The sequence below is a fragment of the uncultured Sulfitobacter sp. genome (genome assembly GCF_964021855.1).
Lineage (GTDB): Bacteria > Pseudomonadota > Alphaproteobacteria > Rhodobacterales > Rhodobacteraceae > Sulfitobacter.
Window position 1 is genome coordinate 271,380 of the sequence record NZ_CAXHZD010000001.1, and the last position, 25,044, is coordinate 296,423.

Annotated in this window: 25 protein-coding genes; 10 read left to right on the forward strand and 15 right to left on the reverse strand. The window is 56.1% G+C overall.

The genetic code is table 11. The features are described from left to right. Positions 1-171: 171 nt before the first annotated feature. The 3 genes from AADJ11_RS01275 to AADJ11_RS01285 all read right to left on the reverse strand — a co-directional run bounded on the left by AADJ11_RS01275 (position 172) and on the right by AADJ11_RS01285 (position 4,310). Positions 172-1,512: a polysaccharide biosynthesis/export family protein gene (locus AADJ11_RS01275; protein ID WP_341233638.1), complete on the reverse strand. Its 1,341-nt coding sequence runs from the start codon at positions 1,510-1,512 to the stop codon at positions 172-174. 78 nt (positions 1,513-1,590) lie between these two features. Further along, a complete protein-coding gene (locus AADJ11_RS01280; protein WP_341232752.1) occupies positions 1,591-2,250 on the reverse strand; it encodes a YjbF family lipoprotein in 660 nt (219 codons plus the stop codon). After that, entirely contained in the window at positions 2,247-4,310 is a 2,064-nt protein-coding gene (locus tag AADJ11_RS01285; RefSeq protein ID WP_341232753.1) for a YjbH domain-containing protein, read from the reverse strand. The genes AADJ11_RS01280 and AADJ11_RS01285 overlap by 4 nt, the downstream gene beginning before the upstream one ends. 197 nt (positions 4,311-4,507) lie before the next feature. Here AADJ11_RS01285 and AADJ11_RS01290 point away from each other — a divergent pair, with 197 nt between their 5' ends. Together AADJ11_RS01290 and AADJ11_RS01295 are read left to right on the forward strand one after the other, a co-directional pair. Next, positions 4,508-5,233: a metallophosphoesterase gene (locus tag AADJ11_RS01290; protein WP_341232754.1), complete on the forward strand. Its 726-nt coding sequence runs from the start codon at positions 4,508-4,510 to the stop codon at positions 5,231-5,233. A 95-nt stretch (positions 5,234-5,328) separates the two neighbouring features. After that, a complete protein-coding gene (locus tag AADJ11_RS01295) occupies positions 5,329-6,000 on the forward strand; it encodes a sugar transferase (RefSeq protein WP_341232755.1) in 672 nt (223 codons plus the stop codon). A gap of 33 nt (positions 6,001-6,033) precedes the next feature. On the opposite strand, the gene AADJ11_RS01300 is transcribed toward AADJ11_RS01295, so the two are convergent. Together AADJ11_RS01300 and secA are read right to left on the reverse strand one after the other, a co-directional pair. Further along, complete coding sequence (locus tag AADJ11_RS01300; RefSeq protein WP_341232756.1) at positions 6,034-6,303, reverse strand: hypothetical protein; 270 nt, start codon at positions 6,301-6,303, stop codon at positions 6,034-6,036. A gap of 115 nt (positions 6,304-6,418) precedes the next feature. Further along, positions 6,419-9,097: a preprotein translocase subunit SecA gene (secA, locus tag AADJ11_RS01305; RefSeq protein ID WP_341232757.1), complete on the reverse strand. Its 2,679-nt coding sequence runs from the start codon at positions 9,095-9,097 to the stop codon at positions 6,419-6,421. 175 nt (positions 9,098-9,272) lie between these two features. Between secA and AADJ11_RS01310 the strand changes: the two genes are divergently transcribed. From AADJ11_RS01310 to AADJ11_RS01335, 6 genes are all read left to right on the forward strand, one after another. Further along, complete coding sequence (locus AADJ11_RS01310) at positions 9,273-10,121, forward strand: peptidylprolyl isomerase (RefSeq protein ID WP_341232758.1); 849 nt, start codon at positions 9,273-9,275, stop codon at positions 10,119-10,121. A gap of 6 nt (positions 10,122-10,127) precedes the next feature. After that, positions 10,128-11,354 carry a bifunctional glutamate N-acetyltransferase/amino-acid acetyltransferase ArgJ gene (gene argJ / locus AADJ11_RS01315; protein ID WP_341232759.1) on the forward strand — a complete coding sequence of 409 codons (1,227 nt, stop codon included), beginning with the start codon at positions 10,128-10,130 and terminating at the stop codon, positions 11,352-11,354. Further along, positions 11,351-11,749: an 8-oxo-dGTP diphosphatase MutT gene (gene mutT, locus AADJ11_RS01320; RefSeq protein WP_341232760.1), complete on the forward strand. Its 399-nt coding sequence runs from the start codon at positions 11,351-11,353 to the stop codon at positions 11,747-11,749. Before argJ ends, mutT begins: the two co-directional genes overlap by 4 nt. Positions 11,750-11,864: 115 nt before the next feature. After that, positions 11,865-11,999 carry a hypothetical protein gene (locus AADJ11_RS01325; protein WP_341232761.1) on the forward strand — a complete coding sequence of 45 codons (135 nt, stop codon included), beginning with the start codon at positions 11,865-11,867 and terminating at the stop codon, positions 11,997-11,999. A gap of 71 nt (positions 12,000-12,070) precedes the next feature. Next, complete coding sequence (locus AADJ11_RS01330; RefSeq protein WP_341232762.1) at positions 12,071-12,991, forward strand: diacylglycerol kinase family protein; 921 nt, start codon at positions 12,071-12,073, stop codon at positions 12,989-12,991. Then, positions 12,988-13,779, forward strand: a complete 792-nt coding sequence (locus AADJ11_RS01335) for a metallophosphoesterase (protein ID WP_341232763.1) — start codon at positions 12,988-12,990, stop codon at positions 13,777-13,779. The genes AADJ11_RS01330 and AADJ11_RS01335 overlap by 4 nt, the downstream gene beginning before the upstream one ends. A gap of 12 nt (positions 13,780-13,791) precedes the next feature. Here AADJ11_RS01335 and infB read toward each other — a convergent pair whose 3' ends face one another. From infB to pip, 6 genes are all read right to left on the reverse strand, one after another. Next, the gene (gene infB, locus AADJ11_RS01340; RefSeq protein ID WP_341232764.1) at positions 13,792-16,278 is read right to left on the reverse strand and encodes a translation initiation factor IF-2; all 2,487 of its coding nucleotides are present in this window, start codon (positions 16,276-16,278) and stop codon (positions 13,792-13,794) included. A gap of 9 nt (positions 16,279-16,287) precedes the next feature. Beyond that, positions 16,288-16,908, reverse strand: a complete 621-nt coding sequence (locus AADJ11_RS01345) for an RNA-binding protein (RefSeq protein WP_341232765.1) — start codon at positions 16,906-16,908, stop codon at positions 16,288-16,290. A gap of 22 nt (positions 16,909-16,930) precedes the next feature. After that, complete coding sequence (nusA, locus tag AADJ11_RS01350) at positions 16,931-18,553, reverse strand: transcription termination factor NusA (protein ID WP_341232766.1); 1,623 nt, start codon at positions 18,551-18,553, stop codon at positions 16,931-16,933. Beyond that, on the reverse strand, positions 18,554-19,132 hold the full coding sequence (gene rimP / locus AADJ11_RS01355) for a ribosome maturation factor RimP (protein ID WP_341232767.1): 579 nt from the start codon (positions 19,130-19,132) through the stop codon (positions 18,554-18,556). Positions 19,133-19,281: 149 nt separating this feature from the next. Further along, positions 19,282-20,136, reverse strand: a complete 855-nt coding sequence (locus tag AADJ11_RS01360) for an ABC transporter substrate-binding protein (RefSeq protein ID WP_341232768.1) — start codon at positions 20,134-20,136, stop codon at positions 19,282-19,284. Further along, positions 20,133-21,104, reverse strand: coding sequence for a prolyl aminopeptidase (gene pip / locus AADJ11_RS01365; protein ID WP_341232769.1), 972 nt, complete (start codon positions 21,102-21,104; stop codon positions 20,133-20,135). The genes AADJ11_RS01360 and pip overlap by 4 nt, the downstream gene beginning before the upstream one ends. Positions 21,105-21,152: 48 nt before the next feature. Between pip and ubiG the strand changes: the two genes are divergently transcribed. Continuing rightward, positions 21,153-21,899 carry a bifunctional 2-polyprenyl-6-hydroxyphenol methylase/3-demethylubiquinol 3-O-methyltransferase UbiG gene (gene ubiG, locus AADJ11_RS01370; protein ID WP_341232770.1) on the forward strand — a complete coding sequence of 249 codons (747 nt, stop codon included), beginning with the start codon at positions 21,153-21,155 and terminating at the stop codon, positions 21,897-21,899. On the opposite strand, the gene AADJ11_RS01375 is transcribed toward ubiG, so the two are convergent. From AADJ11_RS01375 to AADJ11_RS01390, 4 genes are read right to left on the reverse strand one after another with little or no spacing between them, the layout of a single operon-like run. After that, a complete protein-coding gene (locus tag AADJ11_RS01375; protein ID WP_093916315.1) occupies positions 21,896-22,333 on the reverse strand; it encodes a MarR family winged helix-turn-helix transcriptional regulator in 438 nt (145 codons plus the stop codon). The genes ubiG and AADJ11_RS01375 overlap by 4 nt on opposite strands. Before the next feature lie 7 nt (positions 22,334-22,340). Next, positions 22,341-23,171 (reverse strand): carbon-nitrogen hydrolase family protein, encoded by an 831-nt coding sequence (locus AADJ11_RS01380; RefSeq protein WP_341232771.1) that lies wholly within the window; start codon positions 23,169-23,171, stop codon positions 22,341-22,343. Beyond that, entirely contained in the window at positions 23,171-23,428 is a 258-nt protein-coding gene (gene grxC / locus AADJ11_RS01385) for a glutaredoxin 3 (RefSeq protein ID WP_093916313.1), read from the reverse strand. The genes AADJ11_RS01380 and grxC overlap by 1 nt, the downstream gene beginning before the upstream one ends. A 37-nt stretch (positions 23,429-23,465) precedes the next feature. Then, a complete protein-coding gene (locus AADJ11_RS01390; RefSeq protein ID WP_341232772.1) occupies positions 23,466-24,194 on the reverse strand; it encodes a ComF family protein in 729 nt (242 codons plus the stop codon). A gap of 18 nt (positions 24,195-24,212) precedes the next feature. Here AADJ11_RS01390 and AADJ11_RS01395 point away from each other — a divergent pair, with 18 nt between their 5' ends. Then, complete coding sequence (locus tag AADJ11_RS01395) at positions 24,213-25,031, forward strand: SAM-dependent methyltransferase (RefSeq protein WP_341232773.1); 819 nt, start codon at positions 24,213-24,215, stop codon at positions 25,029-25,031. The last annotated feature ends 13 nt before the right edge of the window (positions 25,032-25,044 follow it).

Genomic DNA, 25,044 nt, shown 5'->3' on the forward strand with positions numbered 1-25,044 from the left:
CAGGATCAACGACCTGCTCAGAAGTAATGTTAATATGTGTCCGAAATTGGGCGCGGAATAGTCTAAAATTTGTAACGGTATTCAATGTTACCGACACAGATTAAAAATCTGCGTCCCCAAAATGCGAACGGCCGGGCATGAACCCGGCCGTTCGATCTAATGCGCTAAGGGTTAGTCAGTCGCCAAGTTACCGACACTCAAGATTTGCGGCAGGATTTGCGACACAGCCCGGCTCCACTTGGTGACAGGCTGCTGGGCGATAAAGATGATGTCATCGGGGCGCAGTTCAAACCGTGGGGCCAAGGCAAAATTCGCGGCATTACGCGCATCCAGATGCCACGCCGTGATGGCCCCGAATTCACGTGGGTCAGACGACGACCGCAATACATAGATTTGCGACACATCACCGGTCGACGATGCAATACCATCAGAATCGTACATCGCGTCGGCAAGGCTCGCCTTGCGTTCAAATGGCAACGCAAACCGCGATTGCTTACCAACCTCACCCGCCAGATAGACGTACTGCCGGTTGTCGGCACCCAACTCGATCCGCGCTTGGTAGTTTTCACGCGCTTCACTAAGGTTGGCGCGGCGCAGGCCGACTTCGGCTTGGAGCTCGGCCAAAGCGGACGTCCGTGCAGACTGACGTGCTTGGATCAATGTGATTTGCTGGGCGAAATAATCCTGCGCCTGCGACAGCTCGTATTCTGTATCCACAAAAACGGAATCACCTGGCAGCAAGCGCGTCTTGGTCAAACTTGCATTTGAATAAAGCTGGGTTAACGGGATCTGATACAGCGTTCCATCACGGTACAAACGGATCGAGGCGTAATCTTGGTCTTTGACTGTAATACCACCCGCAGCGGCTAGCACCTCCTCCAGATAGACCGGGGTCAATGTCACAGGAACAACCGTCGGTGACGCAACCGCGCCCCCTATTGAGATTTTGCGCGAATTGAACTCAGAGATTTCCAGGCTGAATGTCGGGTCAATCTGGTTCTCGACAAGCCGCTGGAAAAGCGCGGCTTCAGCGTCTTCGATCGTCAGGCCAGCAATCCGCACACGACCAACGTCAGGGATGTTGATCGACCCATCATCCTGAACGGTATACCCTTGGCGAGAGTTCTGAGCAGCCAGCAATCCGGATAACTGCTCAACCGAGGAAGCGGCGCGTGGCGTCGCGAGCAGAACAACATCCCCAACACCAATTTCATAAGGACCGGGATTCACATCCGGTGGCAGCCGCATTTCAAGCGCAGTAGGGCGCGTTTCGCTTTGGGCTGGTGGCGTGGGCAGCGCACCCGCCCCCCTTAGGCCAGAACCTGCCCCTGCCGTCTGAGAGAAAAACGCAGGGAGCGTTTGTGGCGTATAAGGTGACCGGTTGGCTTGGATCACTGTTTCTGGGTTCAAATCAAGGACCCGAACATTTGCCCCGCCTGCCACACCTTCGACAACCTTAGGTGTGCGATAAACGGTACCGCAACTGGCAAGGCTAAGACCCAATACAACCATAAAAAGGTATTTCACGAAAACGTCACTCCTATCCAGCATTCTATGTCAGCGCTGCTGCGCGCCTGACTCAGCTATAATTTAACGGACACCGGCTTGGGTGATAATATACCCAAACTCATCCCCAGCCCATTGGCGCGACTGCACAATCTTACCAGTAGCCACGCTCACCCAATAGGTGTTTGTAAACGACTGGTCCACACTTTTACAATCTTCAGTCATAACCCGCGTGGATACGCGCCCCATCTCTAGGTTGATCACGTCCGACCCCTTGTTTTCCACCAAGCAGCGGTAGGTGCGCGTTTTGATCCGGTCATCGCCCGTAAGATTGCTGTGCAAACGGTCCGAATGGCCAGTGTCCCCGGATAAGATCAGGCGCATCGGTTCGGAAACATCCGCCGCGAATAATTCGGTTCCGACGCCGCGCGTCCCGCGAAGCATACCGTTTTGCATTATCAAAGCGCTCATATCCGCGCTTAACCAGGTGTCGACGCCGTTTACTGTGTCTTCTAACAGCAGACGACCGGATTGATTGCGGTTTTCAACGGTAACGACAAGCAATGGCACGGATGTGTCCGCCACCAGCGCCCCGAACCGCGGCGTGAATTGACCCGCGGGCACTTTCGCGCGTGCAGGGCCATCATCAACCATTTCAAGACCGCGATCTAACAAGCCTTGCGTGCCAGAACAGGCAGTTAACAGCAAAGCCGCAACAAGGGTCACCACAACATGTCGAATCATCGCAGATATCTCCCCCAACCGTCGCTCAGTTCTTTGCCGCGGTAATCCCTGACAAAATCATGCAAACGGTTTTGAACCCGCAACCGCGCACCGCCATCTCGGGTAATTGGTTGGATGGTCTGGGAAATGGACGTTCTCGAAGGTTGTCCGGTAATCCACGACAAAGGAATTTCGATCCGCAAACCTTTGTCAAAGGAACCTTCGCCAAAGGTATCGAATGGCACGTCAGTTAACGTGAAATAGCCGCCAACCTTGAATCCGTTATTGAATTCCCGATCGATTGAAATCGTCGCACCATAGTCGCCGGCCAAATAGCGGCCCACATCCAGCTGGCCGTAGAACCCGTTGCCAAAATCGTAATAGGCCGACGCGTGGCCCGTAAGAACCTCATAATCTTGAAAGCCGAAAAGCATGTCAAAATCGCGTTGCTTTACATAGTTAATCTCGGCACCCAACGCCAAACGGCTAGATACCGGATACCAAAGAAGCTCTGCCGATACCCCGCCGAACATGTTTTCCAGATAGCCTGCGGAAACACGGCCAAACAGATCCTGACCCGGACGGAACATATATTCAGCTGTTAACCTGTTAACTTCCAGCTCGGATTGCTGCGCGTAGCGCACCGCATTTGTACGAACCGGTTCGATCAACGAATTTGAGACCCGCGTAGAATCCTCGATATTGCCAATCAAGGGGTACCGAAGCTGCCCGGCAAACGTCAGCCCCGGCGCAGGGCGATATGCTGCCTTTAGCTGCAGGCCAAAATCTGCGCGGATCGGGCTATCAGGGTCAAAATACGATGTCGCAATATACGGCCTGAAAGAGGAATCAAAAACCGGAAAGGCATCTTCAACTGTGCCCAAACGGCTTTCGTCATGCGCATCTTCGATATCTGCACGTGCGAGGGTGCGCCAAGGCCCATCATAATCGAATTGCAGTTCCTCTAGGTCGGATCGCTGTGTCACAACCCGGCTGATCGGCACGCCGTTCTTCTGAAATACGACGGTAAACTCTTCGATCTCTGGGGGCAGGGTTGCCGCCATCGCCCGCGCTGTACGACCAGCGGCCTGCGCTTCCACGCCCCAACGCTTGTTGTCCACACGCACAGTCGCTTGACCGCCGTCCATCGTAAAGCCTTGAAGCTCAATCCCCTCTGCAGCCAAGCGCGATTCAAGAACACGTTGAACCGCGTCTTTCCCCCCGCCCATCTGGGTGTTGTTCCAGTCCGCAATCGCCAATCGATTACGCGCCCCGACCGCGCGCGGCGCATTCTCCATGCCACCCGGAATGCTTGGTTTGTGCGGATTCAAAACATAGCTCAGCTGAGCCCCAATTTCGTTGCCGCCAACAACAAACCCTTTCAGGTTCACACCATTTTTAAAACGGTACTCAAGCCCAAGGTTGAGCGGCGTAGAAATATCGATCCCGGTATTAGTGGATTCCCGACTGTACAGATCAGGTGAATACTCGGCAAAGAAGGTCGCCTGATCGTTAATCTTCCACTTCACCCCACCAAACAACGATGCAGGCCCGCGAAACCAGTTTCCGGTCTCAAGCTGGCCGCCAGTATTTGCGCCTTTTTTTCGAGTATCAAAACTATCGGAAAAAACGCTCAATGGGTTCGAGAACGAATTACGGCCCGCCAAACGACCCCACCCCATGCCGCCAGTAATCTCGATGTTCGGCCCCAGGCTTTTGGTGGCAACGACGTATTCGCTGCTGAAAATACCCGTTCCTAAAAAGTCACGCAGGCCGACTGCCATCGCGGGGCGGTACATTGCCTCGTCAAACATTTGAAAATGGATGTCGAAACTACGGTCAAAGGTATCCCCACCGTAAGCGGCAGTTGGTGGGTTGATATTGCTAATTTTCGAATACCGGAAACTGCCATAAACCCTTGGCAAAACCTGAAACGCTGCTGTGTAGCGATAATTGGGGCCAAATGCGCTTGCGGTAATGGCAAAATCGCCATCATTCATCACTTCCGCCGTCGGCATCTCAATCAGCCCAGGCGTACCGTATGTCGTCAATGACTGCGCCGAGAGCGCGGAAGCGCCCATACTAGCGATCAGAAAAACCCCCGTAGCATATAATCTTCTTATGGTCCGCTCTTGCATCTGCGGTCCTTCTTATTATTTATACACAATAGGCGGACGATACGTAGGTTTGCTGAGAAGTTCACCAGACGCCACTGAATGTATCAGCTTTTTGACGAGTGATGCGCCAGTTTTGCAACACAGATTATCGGGCTGAATAAATGCTGGGAAAATGGTTTAAACGATCCAAGAAACCTCAAGCACATTTTGACCCTATTTGCCCGGATGAACCCGTTATAGCGATCGGTGATATTCATGGCCGGTTTGATATTCTGGAACGATTTCAAATAGATAATCCAGATGCTCAGATTGTTTTTCTCGGCGATCTTGTTGATCGGGGTGAACAAAGCGCTGATGTTCTGAAAACACTGCACAAAGCATCCAACGCGGTTTGCCTTATGGGAAACCACGAGAGAATGATGCTGGACTTCATCGACCAACCTGCAGAGCGCGGAGGGCGCTGGCTAAGGTACGGCGGACTGCAAACGCTGGGCAGCTTTGGTGTCTCGGGAATCTCCGAAACCTCCTCCGGAGGTGACCTTGAGCGTGCGCGCGATGCGCTGGTCGATGCAATGGGTCAGGAGTTGTTGAACTGGGTGACCAACCTGCCCAATTGTTGGACGTCAGGGAACGTCGCATTGGTTCATGCTGGCGCAGATCCAGAGGTTCCGATTGATGCCCAAACCAGCACCACGCTGCTGTGGGGCCACCAGGATTTCGGCACTGTTGATCGGACGGACGGGATTTGGGTCGTTCATGGTCACACCATCGTCGACGCACCGGAAATGAAACCCGGGATCGTCTCTATCGATACGGGCGCTTATGCCACCGGAAACCTAACTGCCGCAACGATCGTACCCGGCGACGTTTCGTTTAAGTATATTTAACCCTGATACTCAGCCACGCTTAACCCGAATTTAGCATCCGCTTCGCATGATCCGCCAATCTTGTAACGATTGGAAAAGGGTCGCGCGGGCAGATTATGGCGTTTCTCGACCATACTTCACGGCACATAAAAATCCTGCGTACCGCCCCCCCGCAGGGGCTTTATGTTCGGGGCGGAAAACGCCTGTTTGATATTACGGTGTGTCTGGCTTTGTTGCCGGTCGTTGCTGTGACGATTCTGCTGCTGTGGCTGATCGCCAAAACCCGCGCACCCTCTGGTTTGTTTGCGCATCCACGCGTTGGCGAAAATGGTGTGGTGTTTCGCTGTTGGAAAATTCGGACGATGATCGAAAATGCCGATCAGGCGCTGCTGGAAATTCTGGAAAACCACCCCGACAGGAAGTCGGAGTGGGCCACTACGCGCAAGCTGTCCAACGACCCGCGCATTCTTCCTTTTGGCAGGCTGCTGCGCCGGACAGGCTTGGATGAGCTGCCGCAAATTTGGAATGTTTTACGAGGGGATATGTCACTTGTCGGCCCGCGCCCGGTTACACGGGCCGAGCTGTCATTATACGGCGATGGCAAAGCGGATTATCTGGCGATCAGGCCCGGCATCACCGGGTTGTGGCAGGTGACGGCGCGCCGTGCACCCTGCTATATCCGCCGGGTAAAGCTTGACCGCCGATATGCGCGCCATGTCACATTCACCGGAGATTTGCGCATTTTAGTATCGACGCTTCCAGTGCTTTTTCGCCCAACCGGCCAGTGACCCTCCACATCCTGCAACGCATCTGTGGATTGCCTAAACAAGCCCCATAACGCCTGACGCCGTTGTGCCGCTGTTCAGCACACGGGCAATTCTGAACGGATAAACCACGCCGGCCATCAGATTTGGCAACGTCACCGCATCGCCGCTTTTCAGCACCACCGAAAGATCGCCAGCGCCTGAAACCATGACAGCGCGAGTCACCTGCGCAATATCTGCGGCGTCATCGGGCGTGATTGGAAACCCACCACAAATTGGCCCCGTCAGACCGGCGCTATAATCATGAAAATTGTCAGTGGTCGGCATATTATTCTCCGTAATGAGGTTGGGCGACCATCCTTTACGAAGATTTAGCTATCCTTAACCAAACGCGCGCCCTGCAAAGCAAGACGCGCGTTTCATTCTAATCTCAGGCTAGGTGTCAGACGACACGGCCATGGCAATGCTTGAACTTTTTACCCGACCCACAGGGGCATGGATCATTGCGCGATGGATTACCCCAAGTCGTCGGATCATCCTCTTTGAAACCCTCTATAGCGGCTTCATTTTCAACAGCCGGTGCCGCAGCAGGGGCTTGGCTTGCCTGCATCTGGGCGACCATCTCGCGCTGTTCTTCTTCGGTCATTGGCCGTATCTGACCCAGCTTTTGGGTAACATCAGTCCGCAAACTGTCGAGCATTGATTCAAACAACTGAAAGGATTCGTTTTTATATTCATTCAACGGATCGCGTTGTGCATAGCCGCGGAAACCAACGACCGACCGCAAATGCTCTAGCGTCAGCAAATGGTCGCGCCATTTCGCATCGATCGCTTGCAAAAGAACCTGCTTTTCGATGTTGCGCATGTTCTCGGCACCGAACTGTTCGGCCTTTTTCGCCATCTGCTCTTCGCAGGCCTCAGTCAGGCGTTCGCGGATCACTTCGTCATCCACGCCCTCTTCCTCGCACCATGCGGCAACAGGCAGATCAATGTTCAGCTGTTCCAGAACGGCTTGTTGGAAACCCGCTGTATCCCATTGATCCGCATAGGTTTTCGGGGGCATGTACTGGTCAATTAGGTCGTCGATAACCTGTTCGCGCATGTCCGACGTAATCTCGGACAGGTCCGCCGCTTCCATAATGTCGCGACGCTGGCCAAACACAACTTTGCGCTGCTCGTTCATCACGTCATCGAACTTCAACAGCTGCTTGCGAATGTCAAAGTTACGGCCTTCGACCTTGGCCTGCGCGCGCTCAAGCGACTTGTTGACCCATGGGTGAATGATCGCCTCGCCCTCTTTGAGGCCCAAGGTTGTCAGCACTTTCTCAAGCCGTTCTGACCCGAAAATACGCATCAAATCGTCTTCTAGCGACAGATAGAAAGACGAACGCCCGGGGTCACCCTGACGGCCAGACCGACCGCGCAACTGGTTATCAATGCGGCGGCTTTCGTGGCGTTCGGACGCCAGAACATACAGACCGCCAGCCTCGATCACTTTTTGCTTTTCATCGGCGTGCTCTGCTTCGATCTTGGTACGAACGGCAACCGGATCGGCATCGGGGTCTGCATCAAGCGCTTCCAGCACTTTCAATTCGACGTTGCCGCCCAGCTGAATATCGGTCCCGCGACCGGCCATGTTGGTCGCGATGGTCACAGCACCAAACTTGCCCGCATCTGCAACAATCTGGGCCTCTTGCTCGTGCTGGCGTGCGTTCAGAACATTATGCGGAATGCCGGCTTCCGTCAGCATCTGGCTTAGCATCTCGGATTTCTCGATAGACGTCGTCCCGACCAAGCAAGGCTGGCCCTTGGCATGAGCGACCTTCACCTCTTCAATCATCGCCTGATATTTCTCAAGCGCGGAACGGTAAACTTGGTCGTCCTCGTCAATACGGGCGACGGGCACGTTCGTAGGAACGACAACAACACCCAGACCGTAGATTTCCATAAACTCTTCGGCTTCGGTTTCGGCAGTACCGGTCATCCCGGCCAGCTTGTCATACAAACGGAAGTAATTCTGGAATGTCACAGATGCCAGCGTCACGTTCTCTGGCTTGATATCAACGTTTTCCTTGGCTTCGATCGCTTGGTGCAGGCCGTCAGACAGACGGCGCCCAGACATCATGCGGCCAGTGAATTCGTCGATCAGCATGATTTCGCCATCACGCACGATATAATCTTTGTCCCGCTGGAATAGCTTATGCGCGCGCAAACCTTGGTTCACGTGGTGCACAATCGACGTGCTTTCGGGGTCATACATGGTCAGACCTTCCTCAAGCAGGCCGCGTTTATGCAGCTCGGCCTCAAGGAATTCGTTCCCCTCATCGGTAAAGGTCACGTTGCGGGTCTTTTCGTCCAGCTCGTAGTGGTCTTCTTGCAGCAGCGGGATCACGTCATCGACGATTTTATACATCTCGGAGCGGTCTTGCGACGGGCCAGAGATAATCAACGGTGTACGCGCTTCGTCGATCAGAATGCTGTCGACCTCATCCACAATCGCAAAGTTATGGTGACGTTGGAAAATCTGGCTCAGCTCAGATTTCATGTTGTCGCGAAGATAATCAAAGCCCAGCTCGTTATTCGTGGCATAGGTGACATCGCAGTTATAAGCAGCGCGCTTGTCTTCCTCGGTCATGTTCGACACGGCAGCACCGGTCGTCAGACCCAGCGATCCAAACACCTTGCCCATCCAGTCAGCATCGCGCTGCACCAGATATTCGTTCACCGTAACAATATGCACGCCCTTGCCGGTGAGCGCGTTCAAATAAGCGGCCAACGTCGCGGTCAGCGTTTTACCTTCACCGGTCTTCTGCTCAGAGATATTGCCCTGATGCAGGAAAATCGCCGACATCAACTGTGTATCGAACGCCCGCAAGCCCAAGGTGCGGCGCGCGCCCTCGCGACAGTTGGCAAAAGCTTCGGGCAGCAGGTCGTCCAGGCTTTCGCCATCCAACGCCCGCTTGCGCAGCTCTTCTGTTTTCTCTTTCAGACCTTCCTCGGTCAAAGCAAGAAATTGATCTTCCAGCGCGTTGATTTGCTCAACCAGCGGGCGGGTCGCCTTGATTTTGCGGTCGTTGGGTGTCCCAAAGACTTTTTTGGCGAGTGTTCCGATGCCCAGCATGTAATCTCCTGCCGAAGTTATGATCTATAGCGCTGATCTGCTTGCCGAGCCGCCGGACAACCCCTAGATACATGGCTGAACCAGCGCCAAAGCCGCGCCCATAGGGCGATGTAAGGGCCGTACCAAACCGTGTCAATGTGCAGCCCCCCGTGGCGGCCAAACCTAGGACAGATACATGCAGAAAACCCTCACTTTCTTGGCCCCTCTTTTCGTTGCCGCATCGCTTGCCCTGCCCGTCGCAGCACAAGACGAGGTCAAAGCCGATACAGTCGTCGCAACGGTCAATGGCACGGATATTACCCTTGGCCACATGATCATTGCCCGCGCCACCCTGCCCGAGCAGTATCAGCAGCTTCCACCCGAGGTGTTGTTTAAGGGTATTCTTGACCAGCTGGTGCAACAAACCGCGCTCGCCCAAAGCTTTGAGGGGCAACTACCCGCACGTGTGACCATGTCAATCGAAAACGAGCGCCGCCAACTGGTTGCCGGTGAAGTGATCGAAAAAAACATGGCCGCCGAAGTGACCGAAGAGGCCCTGAACGAGGCCTATGAAGAAACATACGGTTCTGCCGGACCTACGGATGAATTCAACGCTGCGCATATTCTGGTCGAAACCGAGGAAGAAGCCCAAGCCATTATCGCCGAAGTCGAAGCAGGTGCCGATTTTGCCGAGGTCGCAAAAGAGAAATCAACAGGCCCGTCCGGCCCCAATGGCGGCAGCTTGGGTTGGTTTGGCCCCGGCATGATGGTCCCGGAATTTGAAACGGCTGTGGTCGCGCTAGATGTCGGCGCAGTTTCCGAACCAGTTCAAACCCAGTTCGGCTGGCACGTTATCAAATTGACCGACAAACGCCTGAAAGACGCGCCTGCGCTGGAAACCGTAAAAGCCGAGCTTGAAACCCAAATCCGTCAGATCCGCGTGCAACAATCGATCGAAGAGATCACGGCCGCCGCTGATGTTGATCGCGCCGCCGCCGAAGGGATCGATCCCGCAATCCTGACCAACCTTGGCTTGCTGGAGTAACTCAAGATGGGCAAGGTCACTGCTGTTTCCCCCCTCGCACCTGCGCAATTCCCCGATCTTCCTGTCATTGACGGGGTGCGCTTTGCGACAATCGCCGCTGGTGTCCGGTATCAGGGGCGCACCGATGTGATGCTGGCCGAGCTGGCACCGGGGTCAACCATTGCCGGCACCTTTACCAAATCCGCAACACGCGCGGCACCGGTGTTGGATTGTCAGGCCAAGATCGGCGGCACCTCGGATGCCGGTGCTGCCATTTTGGTGAATTCGGGCAACGCCAATGCCTTTACCGGCAAAGGCGGGGTTACTGCTGTCGAAGCGATCACAAAAGCGGTCGCTGACGTATGTGACATCCCGCAATCGCGGGTGTTCACCTCCTCCACCGGCGTGATCGGTGAACCCCTGCCCCATGATCGGGTGACCGCCGTGCTATCCGACCTCAAGGCCAAGCTTGCCGACGATGGTATCGCCGATGCCGCCAAGGCGATCATGACCACCGATACCTTCCCAAAAGGGGCCAGTGCAAAGGTCACGATAGGGTCTAAGACAGTCTCTATTGCGGGGATTGCCAAGGGTTCTGGTATGATTGCGCCGGATATGGCCACCATGCTGGTTTATATCTTTACCGACGCGGTGGTCAGCCAACCCGCGCTTCAGGAAATGCTGTCCAAACACACCGATACAACGTTCAACTGCATCACCGTCGACAGCGATACGTCGACCTCTGACAGCCTGATCCTGGCCGCAACCGGTGCGTCCGGCGTTGATGCCAGCGACAGCAAAGCGTTTTCGGACGCCCTGCATGATCTGATGCTGAACCTTGCGCATCAGGTCGTTCAAGACGGTGAAGGTGCGACCAAGTTCGTCGAAATCGCGATCACCGGTGCGGCAACGGACGAAGACGCCAAAACCCACGCCATGGCGATTGCCAATTCCCCGCTGATCAAAACCGCAATTGCGGGTCAGGACCCGAACTGGGGCCGCGTTGTGATGGCCATTGGCAAATCCGGTGCCGCCGCCGACCGTGACCGCCTGTCGATCCGTTTCGGTGATATCGAAGTGGCCAAAGACGGCTGGCGCAGCCCAACCTATTCAGAAGAAGCCGCCGCCGCCCATATGAAGGGCCAGAACATCGTGATCGGCGTCGATTTGGGCCTAGGTGACGGTAAAGCAACGGTTTGGACCTGCGATCTGACCCACGGCTATATCGAGATTAACGCGGATTACCGTTCGTGAAGACGGTATTGGTTTCGGCTGTCGCCCTGATTGACGTGGATGGGCGCGTGCTGTTGGCGCAGCGCCCGGCCGGAAAATCTATGGCCGGTCTATGGGAATTCCCCGGCGGCAAGGTCGAAACAGGCGAAACCCCCGAGGTTGCCCTGATCCGTGAACTCCAAGAAGAGCTGGGAATTGACACATGGGCATCTTGCCTCGCCCCGTTAACCTTTGCCAGCCACAGCTATGACGATTTCCACCTGCTGATGCCTCTTTTCGCTTGCCGCAAGTGGGAAGGCACGCCCCAAGGCCGCGAGGGGCAAAGGTTAACGTGGGTCCGTGCAAATGCCCTCAAAGACTACCCAATGCCTGCGGCAGACGTACCCCTAATCCCCATTCTTCGCGACTGGCTTTGACCCTTAAAAAGTTGATCTTTTTGATCAACTTTCGCCCTAACTCGTGATTTTTTTCTAGACAGGTTAATCATTCCACTTATAAGTGAAAAGGTTAACACTTCTGGGGGGAATTGGAATGCTTCGCACAATTACAATCGGGTCGACTGTGTCAGTTCAAGGCATTTACGTCTGCGACATGCCTGATGGCCGTGTGTCGGTAAAAGTTGATAATGACGTTTACGTCGGCAAGCCGATCGCCGCTAAAAACTAAGCGGGTCCACGAAACTTTGAACTATTTGATGGCGCTGCGCGTTAAAGCCGAAGCACATCAACAGGTTCAAAATGAAACCCGACAACGTAACGATTATCCTAAACAGTGGGTCTGGCCGTAAAGACGGCCAAACCCTCAAGACATCGATTGAAGATCGGTTCAAGCACCACGGTATCAAAACCAAGTTTGTAGCCTTTGAACCGAACAGCGATCTGACAAAGGTCGCCAAAGATACAGCACAATCAGACCCTAACACGGCGATTATCGCCGCTGGTGGCGATGGCACCATCTGCGGTGTGGCGGCGGGCCTGCATGGTCTATCCAATCAGATGGGGATTATCCCCTCGGGCACTTTCAACTATTTCGCGCGGTCGCTGAACATCCCGGAAACGGTCGATGAGGCCGTAGATGTGATCGCCGCCGGTCTGACCCGTGACACGGACATCGCTATGATCAATGACAGGGTGTACCTGAACAACGCCAGCATCGGTGCCTATCCGGCGATCCTTCAAACCCGCGAGGGGGTGTATGAAAAATGGGGGCGCAGCAGAATTGCGGCCTATTGGTCCGTCGCCAAGGCATTGGCGCGCTTTCGGTCACCGCTAAAGCTGACCATCACCGTCGATGGCAAGTCCTTCAAACACCGCACGTCCCTTGTTTTCGCCATCACCAACGCGTTCCAGCTTAGGGAAATGGGGCTGAATGGCGAAGAATGTATCGAAAATGGCGGTATGGTGCTGCTAATCGCGCCGGACACAAACCGTTGGAAACTGTTCAAACACGCGGCATCATTGGCCCTGGGTATCGCAAAGCCTCAGACGGATTATGAAATGCACTGCGGAAACCAAATTGATCTCGACCTGCGCAACCGCGCGCGGCCCGTTGCCTGCGACGGTGAGCTGTCGCGCATGAAGGGGCCGTTCAAACTGCGCATGCAGCGCAATGCGCTGACGTTGATTGTGCCTGCCGGGTCAGAAACGGCGGTAAGATGAGCAGGGTAATCCACCTCTCTGACCTACACTTTGGTCGAGACCGTCCCGATCTCCTTGACCCGTTGCGCGACAGCGTGAACGGGCTAAAGGCTGATTTGGTGGTGATATCGGGTGATCTGACACAGCGCGCGCGCCACCATCAGTTTGAAGATGCGAAACAGTTCATAGGCAAGATTTCCGCACCCACATTAACCGTACCTGGCAATCATGATATCCCGCTGCACCGGCCCATCACCCGGTTTTTGGCACCATTTCGGCGCTATAAACGGTGGATCAATGCCGACCTGACTCCGCAATTTGAAACCGATGATGTGGTCGTCATCGGGATCAATTCCGTCGATCGCTTCGCATGGCAGGCGGGCCGCCTGTCAGCGCGGCGGCTAAGGCATGCTTGCGCTGCCATGGAACGCACACCCAAACACAAGGCGCGGATCATCGTCATGCATCATCCGCTTGAACATCCGGTACAGACCAAAAAGAAACCCGCGCGCGGGGCCAAGCAGGCGTTGGATCAACTGCTGTCTGGTGGTGCCGACATGATTTTATCCGGCCATCTGCACGCATGGCACGCCGAGAATTTCAAAGTGACGTCTGGCACACACAGCGCCGTGCAGCTGCACGCAGGCACAACCCTATCGACCCGCCTGCGCGGGGAGCCGAATGATTTCAACGTGATAGATATATCGCCCACGTCATTCGACATTCAACGGCTTAGCTTTGTTGAAGAAAACCAAAGGTTTGAAACGACAGAAGCCCGACATTTCAGCCGGGCTTCTCTCAATTCCTGATCTCGACGCGGATTAGTCGAGCGTACGCACAACTTCTTCACGGGTGAAGATTTCGATCACATCGCCTGCGCGGATGTCTTCGTAGTTCTCGAACGCCATACCACATTCCTGGCCGGACGGTACTTCGGCAACTTCGTCCTTGAAGCGCTTGAGCGTTTTCAACGTGCCCTCGTGGATCACAACGTCGTCGCGCAGCAAACGTACACCAGCGGCGCGGCTTGCCTTGCCTTCGGTAACCAAACAACCTGCAACCTTGCCAACACCGGTCACCTTGAACACCTCTTTGATCGACGCATAGCCGATAAAGTGTTCGCGGATTTCGTTGCTCAGCAGGCCACTGGCCGCGGCTTTTACGTCGTCAACCATGTCGTAGATGACCGAGTAATAGCGGATCTCGACGCCTTTTTGGTTTGCAGTCGCGCGGGCCGATGAATTGGCACGTACGTTGAAACCAATGATTGGCGCGTTCGATGCTTCGGCCAGACCAACATCAGTATCGGTGATCGCACCAACACCCGAATGCAGAACCCGTACGCGGACTTCGTCGTTGCCAATTTTTTCCATCGCCTGAAGGATCGCCTCGGCAGAACCTTGAACGTCGGCTTTGATCAGCAATGGCAGCTCGGACACATCTGCATCAGCTTTGGCATTCGCCATCAACTGTTCCAGCGTCGTTGCAGCACCCGCCGCAGCACGTTTGTCTTTGGCAGCTTTCTCGCGGTATTCAGCGATTTCGCGTGCCTGTGCTTCGGTGTCGGTCACGTTCAAAACGTCGCCCGCGCCAGGTGTACCGTTAAGGCCAAGAACCTCAACCGGGACAGATGGGCCGGCTTCTTTGACGCGTTCGCCCTGATCGTTGATCAGCGCACGAACCTTACCGTACTGCTCACCTACAACGAAAATGTCGCCTTGGCGCAGCGTGCCGTTCTGAATCAGAACAGTCGCCACAGGACCACGGCCCACATCAAGCTGCGCTTCGATCACGGCACCAACGGCGGCGCGATTTGGGTTCGCTTTCAGTTCCAGCAGTTCCGCTTGCAGCGAAATCGCCTCAAGCAGCTCATCAAGGCCCTGACCTGTTGTGGCGGAAACCTCGACGTCCTGAACTTCACCAGACATCTTTTCAACGATGACTTCGTGCTGCAGCAGATCGGTGCGCACTTTGTCAGGGTTGGCTTCGTATTTGTCGATCTTGTTGATCGCCACGATCATCGGCACTTTGGCCGCTTTGGCGTGGTTAATCGCTTCGATCGTTTGAGGCATCACAGCGTCATCCGCCGCAACAACCAGCACAACAATGTCCGTCACTTGCGCACCGCGCGACCGCATCGACGTAAACGCGGCGTGGCCGGGTGTGTCGAGGAAGGTAAGCGCCTGACCGTTGTCGGTTGTCACCTGATAGGCACCGATGTGCTGCGTGATACCGCCCGCTTCGCCGGACTGAACCTTGGCTTTGCGGATCGCATCCAGCAACGATGTCTTACCGTGGTCAACGTGACCCATGATCGTGATAACCGGAGGACGTGTGACCAGATCTTTCGGGTCATCCATCTCTTCTTTGATCACGTCTTCGACGTCAGCATCGGAAACGCGAACCACTTTGTGGCCGAATTCTTCGATGATCAGTTCCGCGGTATCGGCATCAATCGTTTCATTCTGTGTCACCATCATGCCGTTGTTCATCAGCGCCTTAACAACAGCACCAACACGTTCCGCCATGCGGTTTGCCAGCTCGGAGACAACAATCGCCGGGGGCAGGTTCACGTTGCGCACGACCTTTTCGCGCTCAACCGTGCCGCCCATCGCCTTTTGACGCTGACGTTCTTGCTTGCGCTTCATCTGCGCCATTGAACGCTGACGGCCGCCTTCGCCACCTGTCAACGCTTGGCTAACTGTCAGCTTACCAGAGCGACGATCGTCGTTGCCCTTGTTGCGCTTGTTGGTTTCCTCGCGGTCGCCTTCTTTTTTGCGAACCACGGGGGCTGGTGCGCCACCTTTGGTGTTCGGCATCTTGGCCGATGCAGGCTGTGCTGCGGGCGCAGGGGCTGCCGCTGCAACGGCTGCTGCTTCGGCTTCTTGCTTGCGGCGCGCATCCTCTTCGGCTTTCGCCTTCAGGCTTTCCTCGCGCTCGCGCTCTTCCGCCTCTTTGGCATCGATCTCGGCACGACGGCGCTCGCGGTCTTCGGCGCGCGCTTTTTCTTCAGATGCACGTGCTTCCGCTTCTTCCGTCTCGCGGGCGCGGGCAGCTTGAACAGCCTTCAGGCGGCGTTCCATTTCGGAATCTGTGATACCTGCCGGGCGTTTCTTGGGATCCCCAAGAGACGGGTTTGTCCCCGTGCCGGTTTTGGCACCCACAGGTTTTGGCACCACAACGCGCTTGCGCTTGGTCTCGACCACGACGTTTTTGGTACGCCCGTGGCTAAAGCTTTGCTTTACGTTACCCGGGCGCGCAGGCGCGCCACGCAGGCCCAATGTCTTTTTGCCGTCACTATCGCTCATCTAGCTCGTCTATCCTTTCGGGTGACCGTTGCCACCCTCGTTTATGCGTACGCCTCTTAGCCGTTGGGCCTCCTCTACAACACGAGAGGTGAGTCCACCAGAGGCGAGCGCCCCATGTATCACAGTTTGGCGACCGAATGCCAAACCCAATTCGTCTGCCGTCAGCCAACCAATGTAATGGCCAAAGTGCGGCGTGCTTAATTTCGACTTACCGCGACCGGATCCATCAACTGCTTGGATCAGAACTTCGGCTTCTTCCATCTGCAGCCAGCTTTTGACCTTTTCGTATCCCGCAACGGCTTTGCCAGCCTTGCGTTGCAGCGAAATCAGGTCGACCACTCGGCGGACAAGTTGCTTTTCAACCTCGTCTACCAATCCTTCATCAACCTTAACAGCCTGTTTAGCCGCGCGGGAAAACAGGCCTTTCTTTACGGCCAGCAACAAGGCGTCGCGATCTGCCGCCACATACATACCCCGACCGGGAAGTTTCCCCAGAATATCCGGGAAAACCTGCATGTCAGGGCCGACGACGAAACGGATCAGCCCGTTTTTAGGCTGCACTTCGCCCGTGGCGATGCATTTCCGCTCAGGACCGTCTTCTCGATCTTTAGAAACGCCACCACGCACCATATCGTTCTCCAAGGCCCTGCGATCAGGCCTCGGCCTCCTCGTCTTCTGCGCCGTCAATGTCTTCTTCGACTTCGGCTTCTTCCAGCTCGGCCGGGTCAACCCAACCCAACAATACGCGGGCTGTCATGATCAGGTGCTGCGCTTCTTCCAGCGACATGTCAAACGGTTCCAACGTGCCGTCGTCTTTGGTCCGCACGCCATCAACTGTGGTCCAGCCGCCGGCCAGCTCCCAGTCTGCGCATGTTGCAAAGTCTTCCAGCGTTTTCACATCGTCTTTTGCCAACGCCTCAATCATTTGGGGTGTCAGACCTTCGAATTCAATAAGCGTGTCGTCCACACCCAACGCACGGGCTGCATCCAGCGCCGCTTTGTTTTGCGCTTCCAGCACATCACGGGCACGGGCCTGCAATTCGCCAGCGGTTGCTTCGTCAACACCGTCGATCACGAGCAGTTCGTCAACTTCGACATAGGCGACTTCTTCAAGGTTGGTGAACCCTTCGGAAACCAGCAACTGAGCAAAGAATTCGTCCAGATCAAGGTTGTCCATGAACAGTTTGGTGCGCAGTTCAAACTCGGCCTGACGGCGCGCGCTTTCCTGCTCTTCTGTCATGATGTCGATATCCAGACCGGTCAGCTGCGAGGCCAGACGCACGTTTTGACCACGACGGCCAATCGCAAGGCTCAGCTGCTCTTCTGGCACGACAACTTCGATTTTGCCGGCTTCTTCGTCCAGAACAACCTTGGATACTTCAGCAGGCTGAAGCGCGTTCACCAAGAATGTTGGCTGGTCTTCGTTCCAAGGAATAATGTCGATTTTCTCGCCCTGAAGCTCGTTCACGACGGCCTGAACACGGCTGCCGCGCATACCAACACAAGCACCGACAGGATCGATGGAGTTGTCATAAGAGATCACGGCGATCTTGGCGCGCGAACCGGGGTCACGGGCAACGGCTTTGATCTCGATGATGCCATCATAGATTTCTGGCACTTCCATCTTGAACAACTCGGCCATGAATTCTGGCGCGGTACGGCTCAGGAAGATTTGCGGGCCACGCTGTTCGCGGCGCACATCCTTGATGTAAACGCGGATACGGTCGTTCGGGCGATAGGATTCGCGGCCGATTTTCTCGTTGCGACGCAGGATCGCTTCGCCAGCGCCCACATCGACGATAACGTTGCCGTATTCCTCGCGCTTGACCAGACCGTTGATGATTGTGCCTGCGCGGTCTTTGAATTCTTCGTACTGGCGGTCACGCTCGGCTTCGCGCACCTTTTGCAGGATCACTTGCTTGGCGGATTGTGCGGCAATGCGGCCCATTTCAACTGGCGGCACTTCTTCGCTGAATTCCTGACCCACTTCTGGGTTGTCCATGTACTGCTTGGCTTGCTCGACCGTGAACTCGGCCTGATAGTTCTCAAGCTCGTCATCGGCCACAACGGTGCGCACGCGGGTGAATGTTGCGCGACCTGTCTTGCGGTCAATCGCCACGCGAATGTCCATCTCAGCGCCGTAGCGGGATTTTGCCGCCCGGGCGAGCGATTCTTCCATCGCTTCAACCACCAGATTGGGGTCGATCATCTTTTCGCGGGCAACAGCCTCGGCGGTTTGCAGCAGTTCCAGCTGGTTGGCAGATGTAATGGCCATTTAGTCGTCTCCCTCGGTGGACCCTTCGGTCTCGATGTCATCGAATTTGGTTTCGTCAATTGCGCCCGACGCCTTGCGTTGGCGCAGCATTTCTTTGATCAGATCGTCGGTCAGGACCAGTTTCGCGTCCGTAAGCCAGTCGAATTTCAGGCCAATCGTGCCCTCTTCGACGTTGATCAGAACTTCGTCCCCGTCGATCCCGGCCAGCGCACCCTTAAAGCGGCGGCGGCCATCAATCAGATCACCGGTTTCAATCTTGGCCTCATAGCCTTCGAACATGTCGAAATCCTTGAGACGCGTCAGAGGCCGGTCAATACCGGGGCTGGAAACTTCCAGCGTGTATTCTTCGATGATCGGGTCTTCTACGTCCAGCACGGCGCTGACGGCCTGGCTTACCAAAGCCAGTTCATCAACTTCGATCCCGCCATCGGGGCGGTCGGCCATAATCTGCAACGTGGTCTGCTTTCCCGACATCAGGCGGACGCGTACCAGTTCAAACCCCATATCCTCGATCACCGGTGTGATGATCTCGGCCATGCGGCGGTCAATGGCGGCTTTGGCAATCAGGTCGTTGTTCATAGTCTCTCTTATCATCCTGCAATTTTCAGCAGGCATAAAAAAACGGGCGCGCGGCCCGTGTTCAAGATCGGTGGAGCATCTGGTGTGGACCCGAATGCGCCGCTGTTACGATGGGATATACGCCTTGATCCGCGAAACTGCAAGCCCCGTTAGGCGAACCACCAGCGTTCAGCCGCGCGTAGGTTGTCTAGGGGGCGGTGCTGGCCAGTTCTGACAGGCATCGCAACGCTGCGAGACACCGCATGGGTCACGCCACGCGCAAACGGCAGCGGGGCGATATCATCAAACCCGTGAAGCAAACCCGCATCCTCCAGATCCGCCGCGTCGACCAGATATTCGGCCAACGCCTGTGCGCGCACCGCATCAGACGGGATCGAAACCAGTTCAACCGCGTCGAACCACCCGGCGGTGTTGCCTTTGTAGTGATCTGTCACGCGTTCGGCCAAAAGCTGCTGGCCTGGCGTGAACCGCTTCAAACGATAAAGGCCCGTGCCAATCCCCAGATCAGCGTCATGCAGGGGCCGGATAACATAACCGGGCCCCGCAAGTGTAAAAGGTAAATCCATCGCAGGCTGATCAAGGGCGATACATAATTGATGGTCCGTCAGAACCTCGATCCGCCCGCCAACTTGCAAGGACGCGGCAACATCCCTTGCCGTCATGGGCTGCCCGTCATGAAAGGACACATCCTGACGCAGATCAAATATCCACATCCGGCCATCGTCTGATCCCTGCCAATCGGTCGCCAATTCGCCACGCAAGGTGCCGTCGGCCGCGACCTCGGTCAGGGTGTCATAAATCAACCCTTGGCGCGCGACCTTCATGAACAGGCCATCGCCATTCACCCAACTGTCACTGCGCAATGCACCCGACAGCGCCATGCGCAACCGCCCGCCCTGCTTTGGCAAGGCAGCGGCAGACACACCCGTTGCCGCCAGCAAAGCTGCGGCAGCACCCGTGGCAAACAGCGCACGGCGATCCATCAAGGAACGGGTTTTGGTCATAGGGTGGCAATCCTGTCCATTGTGCGCACCAGTTCTGCACTGATCCCCGGCTCTGACAAGGCATGACCGGCGTTGCGCACCATCTTTAGTTCGGCATTCGGCCAAGCCTGCGCAACTTGATAGGCGCTGGTCGGCGGGCAAATCATATCATAGCGCCCCTGAACGATCACACCGGGAATATGCGCAATCCGTGGCATATGCGCGATAATCTGCCCGTCAAACTCAAGAAAACCGGCATTGGTGAAATAGTGATTTTCCAGCCGCGAAAACGTGCGCGAATATTCCCCCGGCCCTTCGTGGCTGCCGCCCGACGAATGGATCGACGCCAGCGCATTTTCCCACGCAGCCCATGCCTTGCCGTATTTAATCTCGGTCGGCATATCGCCGCTGAACAGCCGCCGGTGATAGGCTGCGATCAGATCGTCGCGTTCATCCTGCGGGATCAGGTCGACAAAGCGCGCCCATAAATCCGGCCAGAATTTCCCCGCACCGCCGCCATAGAACCAATCCAGCTCGGCTTGGGTCATGGTGAAAACACCGCGCAACACGATATTGCGCACACGGTCAGGATGGGCCTGCGCATAAATCAACGCCAGCGTCGCGCCCCAGCTGCCGCCAAAGGCGATCCATTTGTCGATGCCCAGCGCCAAGCGGATACGTTCAATATCAGCGACCAGATCCCAAGTGGTATTATTTGTCACCGACGCAAACGGCTTGGACCGTCCGCAGCCGCGCTGATCAAATAGAATCACCCGATATTGCCGGGGGTTGAAATAGCGCCGCATCGACGGGCTGCATCCGCCACCAGGGCCACCATGCAGCACCACAACGGGGATACCATCGGGGTTCCCGCATTGCTCGAAATACACGGTATGACCATCGCCCACGTCCATCATCTGCTGATCAAACGGATCAACAGGCGGATAAAGATATTGAACTGCGCGCTTTTGGTCCGGGATTTTGTCCATTACAGGCCTATATAGTCTTTGGACCTAAAAGAGCACAGAGAGATCAGAATGCAAGCGCCACTAAGCACCGTTGACCCCGCCGAGATTGAAAAGTTTCAGGCCATGGCCGCCGAATGGTGGGACGAGAATGGCAAATTCAAACCCCTTCACATGCTGAACCCCTGCCGGTTGGATTATATCGCCAACCAGATTGCAGGTGAATTTGACCGCGATTTGAAAACGCCGCTGCCGTTCAAGGGGCTGCGTATTCTCGATATCGGCTGCGGGGGCGGGTTGCTGTCTGAACCCATGGCGCGGCTCGGGGCCGAAGTTGTCGGCGCTGATGCAGCCGCAGGGAACATTCCCGTGGCGCAGGTTCATGCCGAACAATCCGGCCTGACCATCGATTATCGCCACACCACAGCCGAAGCGATGGCCGAAGCGGGCGAACAGTTTGATGTGGTTTTGAATATGGAGGTGGTGGAACACGTTGCCTCCCCCATCGACTACCTGATCGCCTGTCGCCAATTGCTGAAACCCGGTGGTTTGCAAATTTGTTCGACCCTGAACCGCAATCCAAAGTCGTTTATGATGGCGATTGTCGGGGCGGAACATGTGATGCGTTGGCTGCCAAAGGGCACGCATGACTGGTCAAAATTCATCACCCCCGATGAATTGTTCGATCTACTGCGCAACGCGGGGCTGACACCAGTGGATCGCAAGGGCTTTGTGTTCAATCCGATCACATGGTCGTGGCGTCTGTCTGATCGCGACCTTAGCGTGAATTACGTCACCGCCAGCACAAAGCCTGCTTAATCCTCGGAATGTCTGCGCAAGGCGCGCAGCGTTTCAAGGGTGGCGCGCACCTGATCCTCGCCCAATTCATCCGCCACATCGTTGATCAGCGGCGTGATCGAGCGGATTGCATCATCACGGGCGTTCCGTCCAGCGGGGCTGATCGCCACCATCTTGCGGCGGGCATCATCCCAATCGGGCCTGATGTGAACATACCCCGCCCATAGCAGCTTGTTCAGCGTGTTGGTCATGGCACCGCGTGTGACATTGAACGTTTCGGCCAGTTGCGCCGGTGTTTTCTCACCATCGTGCCACGCAAGGTTATTCAGCACCGAAAAATGCGAGATTTCCATGCCCTTGGGCAGTACCCGCGTCAGGCGGTTGCGCATGCGTTGATCGGCGGACAACAGCTCGCTGATCAATGTAATCGCCAATGAATTTCGGTTTTCACTCATACGTTAACTAAGGTGCCTGAAATTCACGGCGGTTGGCAAGGCTTGGCACGCGGGCACGCGCATCGGCAAGGCGGGTCATGTCCAATTCAAACGGATAAATCCCCGGTGCTTCGCCAGCATCCAAGATCACCTCTCCCCAAGGGGCGACCGCCAGCGAATGGCCATAGGTAGACCGCGTTTTGTTGGTCTCGCTTAGATGTTCGCCCGTTTGCGCAGGGGCCAAGACAAAGCATCCAGTCTCAATCGCTCGTGCGCGCAGCAATGTATGCCAATGCGCGGCACCCGTGACGGGCGAAAACGCGGCTGGCATCGTCAGAATATCTGCGCCCGCATTGGCCAACGCCTGATAGAGCATCGGAAACCGCATGTCATAGCAGATGGTCATCCCGACGCGGGCAAAGTCGGTATCAGCCACAACCGCCCGATCCCCCGGACGGTACCCGGCTGATTCGCGGTAGCTTTCGCTGGCATCGATATCCACGTCGAACATATGGATTTTATCATAACGGGCCACAATCTGCCCCTTGGGGTCAATCATGAAAGACCGATTGGCAAAGCGGCCATCGGCATCATCCGTCTTAAGGCCCAGCGACCCGATCAACAGCCAAATACCCTTGTCCCGCGCCACATCGCGCAGCGCGGCTAGGGTTATATCATCTGCCTCATGCGTCAGCACGGCGCGTTGATGGTCGCGGCTGGTTGATACGCAATTGGTGACCTCGGGCGTCAGAACGAACTGCGCGCCCTGATCCGCTGCATCCCGCACCATTTCGACCGTGCCCGCCAGATTGCGGGCCGGATCATCCGTGACATTCAGCTGGATCAGGGCGGCTTTCATCAGGCGGCCAACAACGCGTCCAGCTTGCCCGCGCGTTCCAGCGCGTACAATTCGTCACATCCGCCAACATGGGTGTCGCCGATGAAAATCTGCGGCACGGTGCGCCCACCATTGGCACGCTGCATCATTTCGGCCTTACGCTCTGGCTGGGCCAGAACGTCCACCTCGGCAAAGCTGACACCTTTTTCATTCAGCAGCCGCTTGGCCGCGTGGCAAAATCCGCACAGCGGCGAGGTGTAAATCTCAACGGGTTTCATAGCTGTGTCCTTTTCAGCAAATCAGTTGAACACAGACTTAGGTGTCTTTGGCCACTCTTGCCAGTGTAACGACGCGTATCGGACCTGCGCCAGCGTCAATACAGGCCCGTGCCGCCGCAAATAACGTCGCGCCAGAGGTCATAACATCGTCGACAATCAACACGGGCCGCCCCCGCATCAGATGCCGCCGCTTTGGATGGGCGCAAATCGCGTTCTCTAGAATCTCGAACCTCTCATGGCGGGTTTTGCCTTCTAACGACTCGGTTCTACGCACCCGTTGCAGCAGATCGGGGCACCAATCCAACCCTGTTTCCAAGGCCAACGCCCGCCCCAGCAGGGCAGATTGATTATAACGTCGCTTAATCAACCGCTGCCAATGCAGGGGCACAGGCGCAATCAACGTATCAGCGGGTAATCTGCCCCCCAAAACGCGGGCCATCCAGACCGCGGCAGGTTTTGCGATTTCCTGTCGGTCGCCGTGTTTGAGCGCCAGAACCATCTTGCGGCCCATATTCGCGTATAGCAGCGCCGAACGGCCCTGTACCCAAGGCGGCGGATGGGCAAGGCAACTGTCGCAATGCGCCACCTCACCCGCGTTACCGCCGGGCAATGGGATACCGCAGCTGTCGCATATCACACCACCAACAAAGGCCGTATCGCGCCAACATGGGCCGCACAGGCCAGCATGCGCATCGACCGCCCCGCCGCAACACAGACAGGCAGGTGGATAAATCAGACCAACAGCGGTTTGTAACTGGGGCAGCATGACCTTATTATTCCTTGCATGAACGCACAAAACATCCTCACGGACATCTCCGCCCTATCCCGCAGTCGCAGTCGTGCCAGCGATGATGGATTATTCCTGCACCGCGCCGCCCTGGACGAGGTCGAGGATCGGCTAAGCTTGGTTAACAGGACGTTTAACAAACCGGCGATTGTCACCGGATTTCCGCAGGTCTGGGGCGATCTATACCCATCTGCGCCGGTCGTGGCGGACACGGACACCCTGCTGCTGGACCAAACTGCGCATGATCTGGTGGTGCACGGGCTGGGCCTGCACTGGGCAAATGACCCCGTTGGCCAGATCATCCAATCGCGTCGCGCGCTTGAGCCCGACGGGCTTTTTCTATCGGTCAGCTTTGGTGGTCAAACCCTGAATGAACTGCGCGCCTGTCTGGCGCAGGCCGAGGCACAGATAACCGGCGGATTATCCCCCCGCGTGGCACCCATGGCCGAACTGCGTGATATCGGGGGTCTGCTGCAACGCGCGGGCCTTGCCCTGCCTGTCGCTGATTCCGTCACGCTGAGGACCGAATATCGCGACATCTGGCACCTGATGCGCGACCTGCGTTCCATGGGCGAGGCAAACGCCATGCAATCGCGCCTGCGCAAGCCCACACGCCGTGCGGTGTTCAACGCCGCAGGGCAGCTTTACCAAGACAACTTTGCCACCGATACGGGCCGCATCACGGCAACCTTCGAAATGATCTTTCTGGCGGGGTGGGCACCGTCTGACAGCCAGCCCAAACCGCTGCGCCCCGGATCAGCGCAACAGCGACTTGCCGATGCGCTTGCCACTGCTGAAACGCCGCTGACCGATTGACCTATCAGACAAA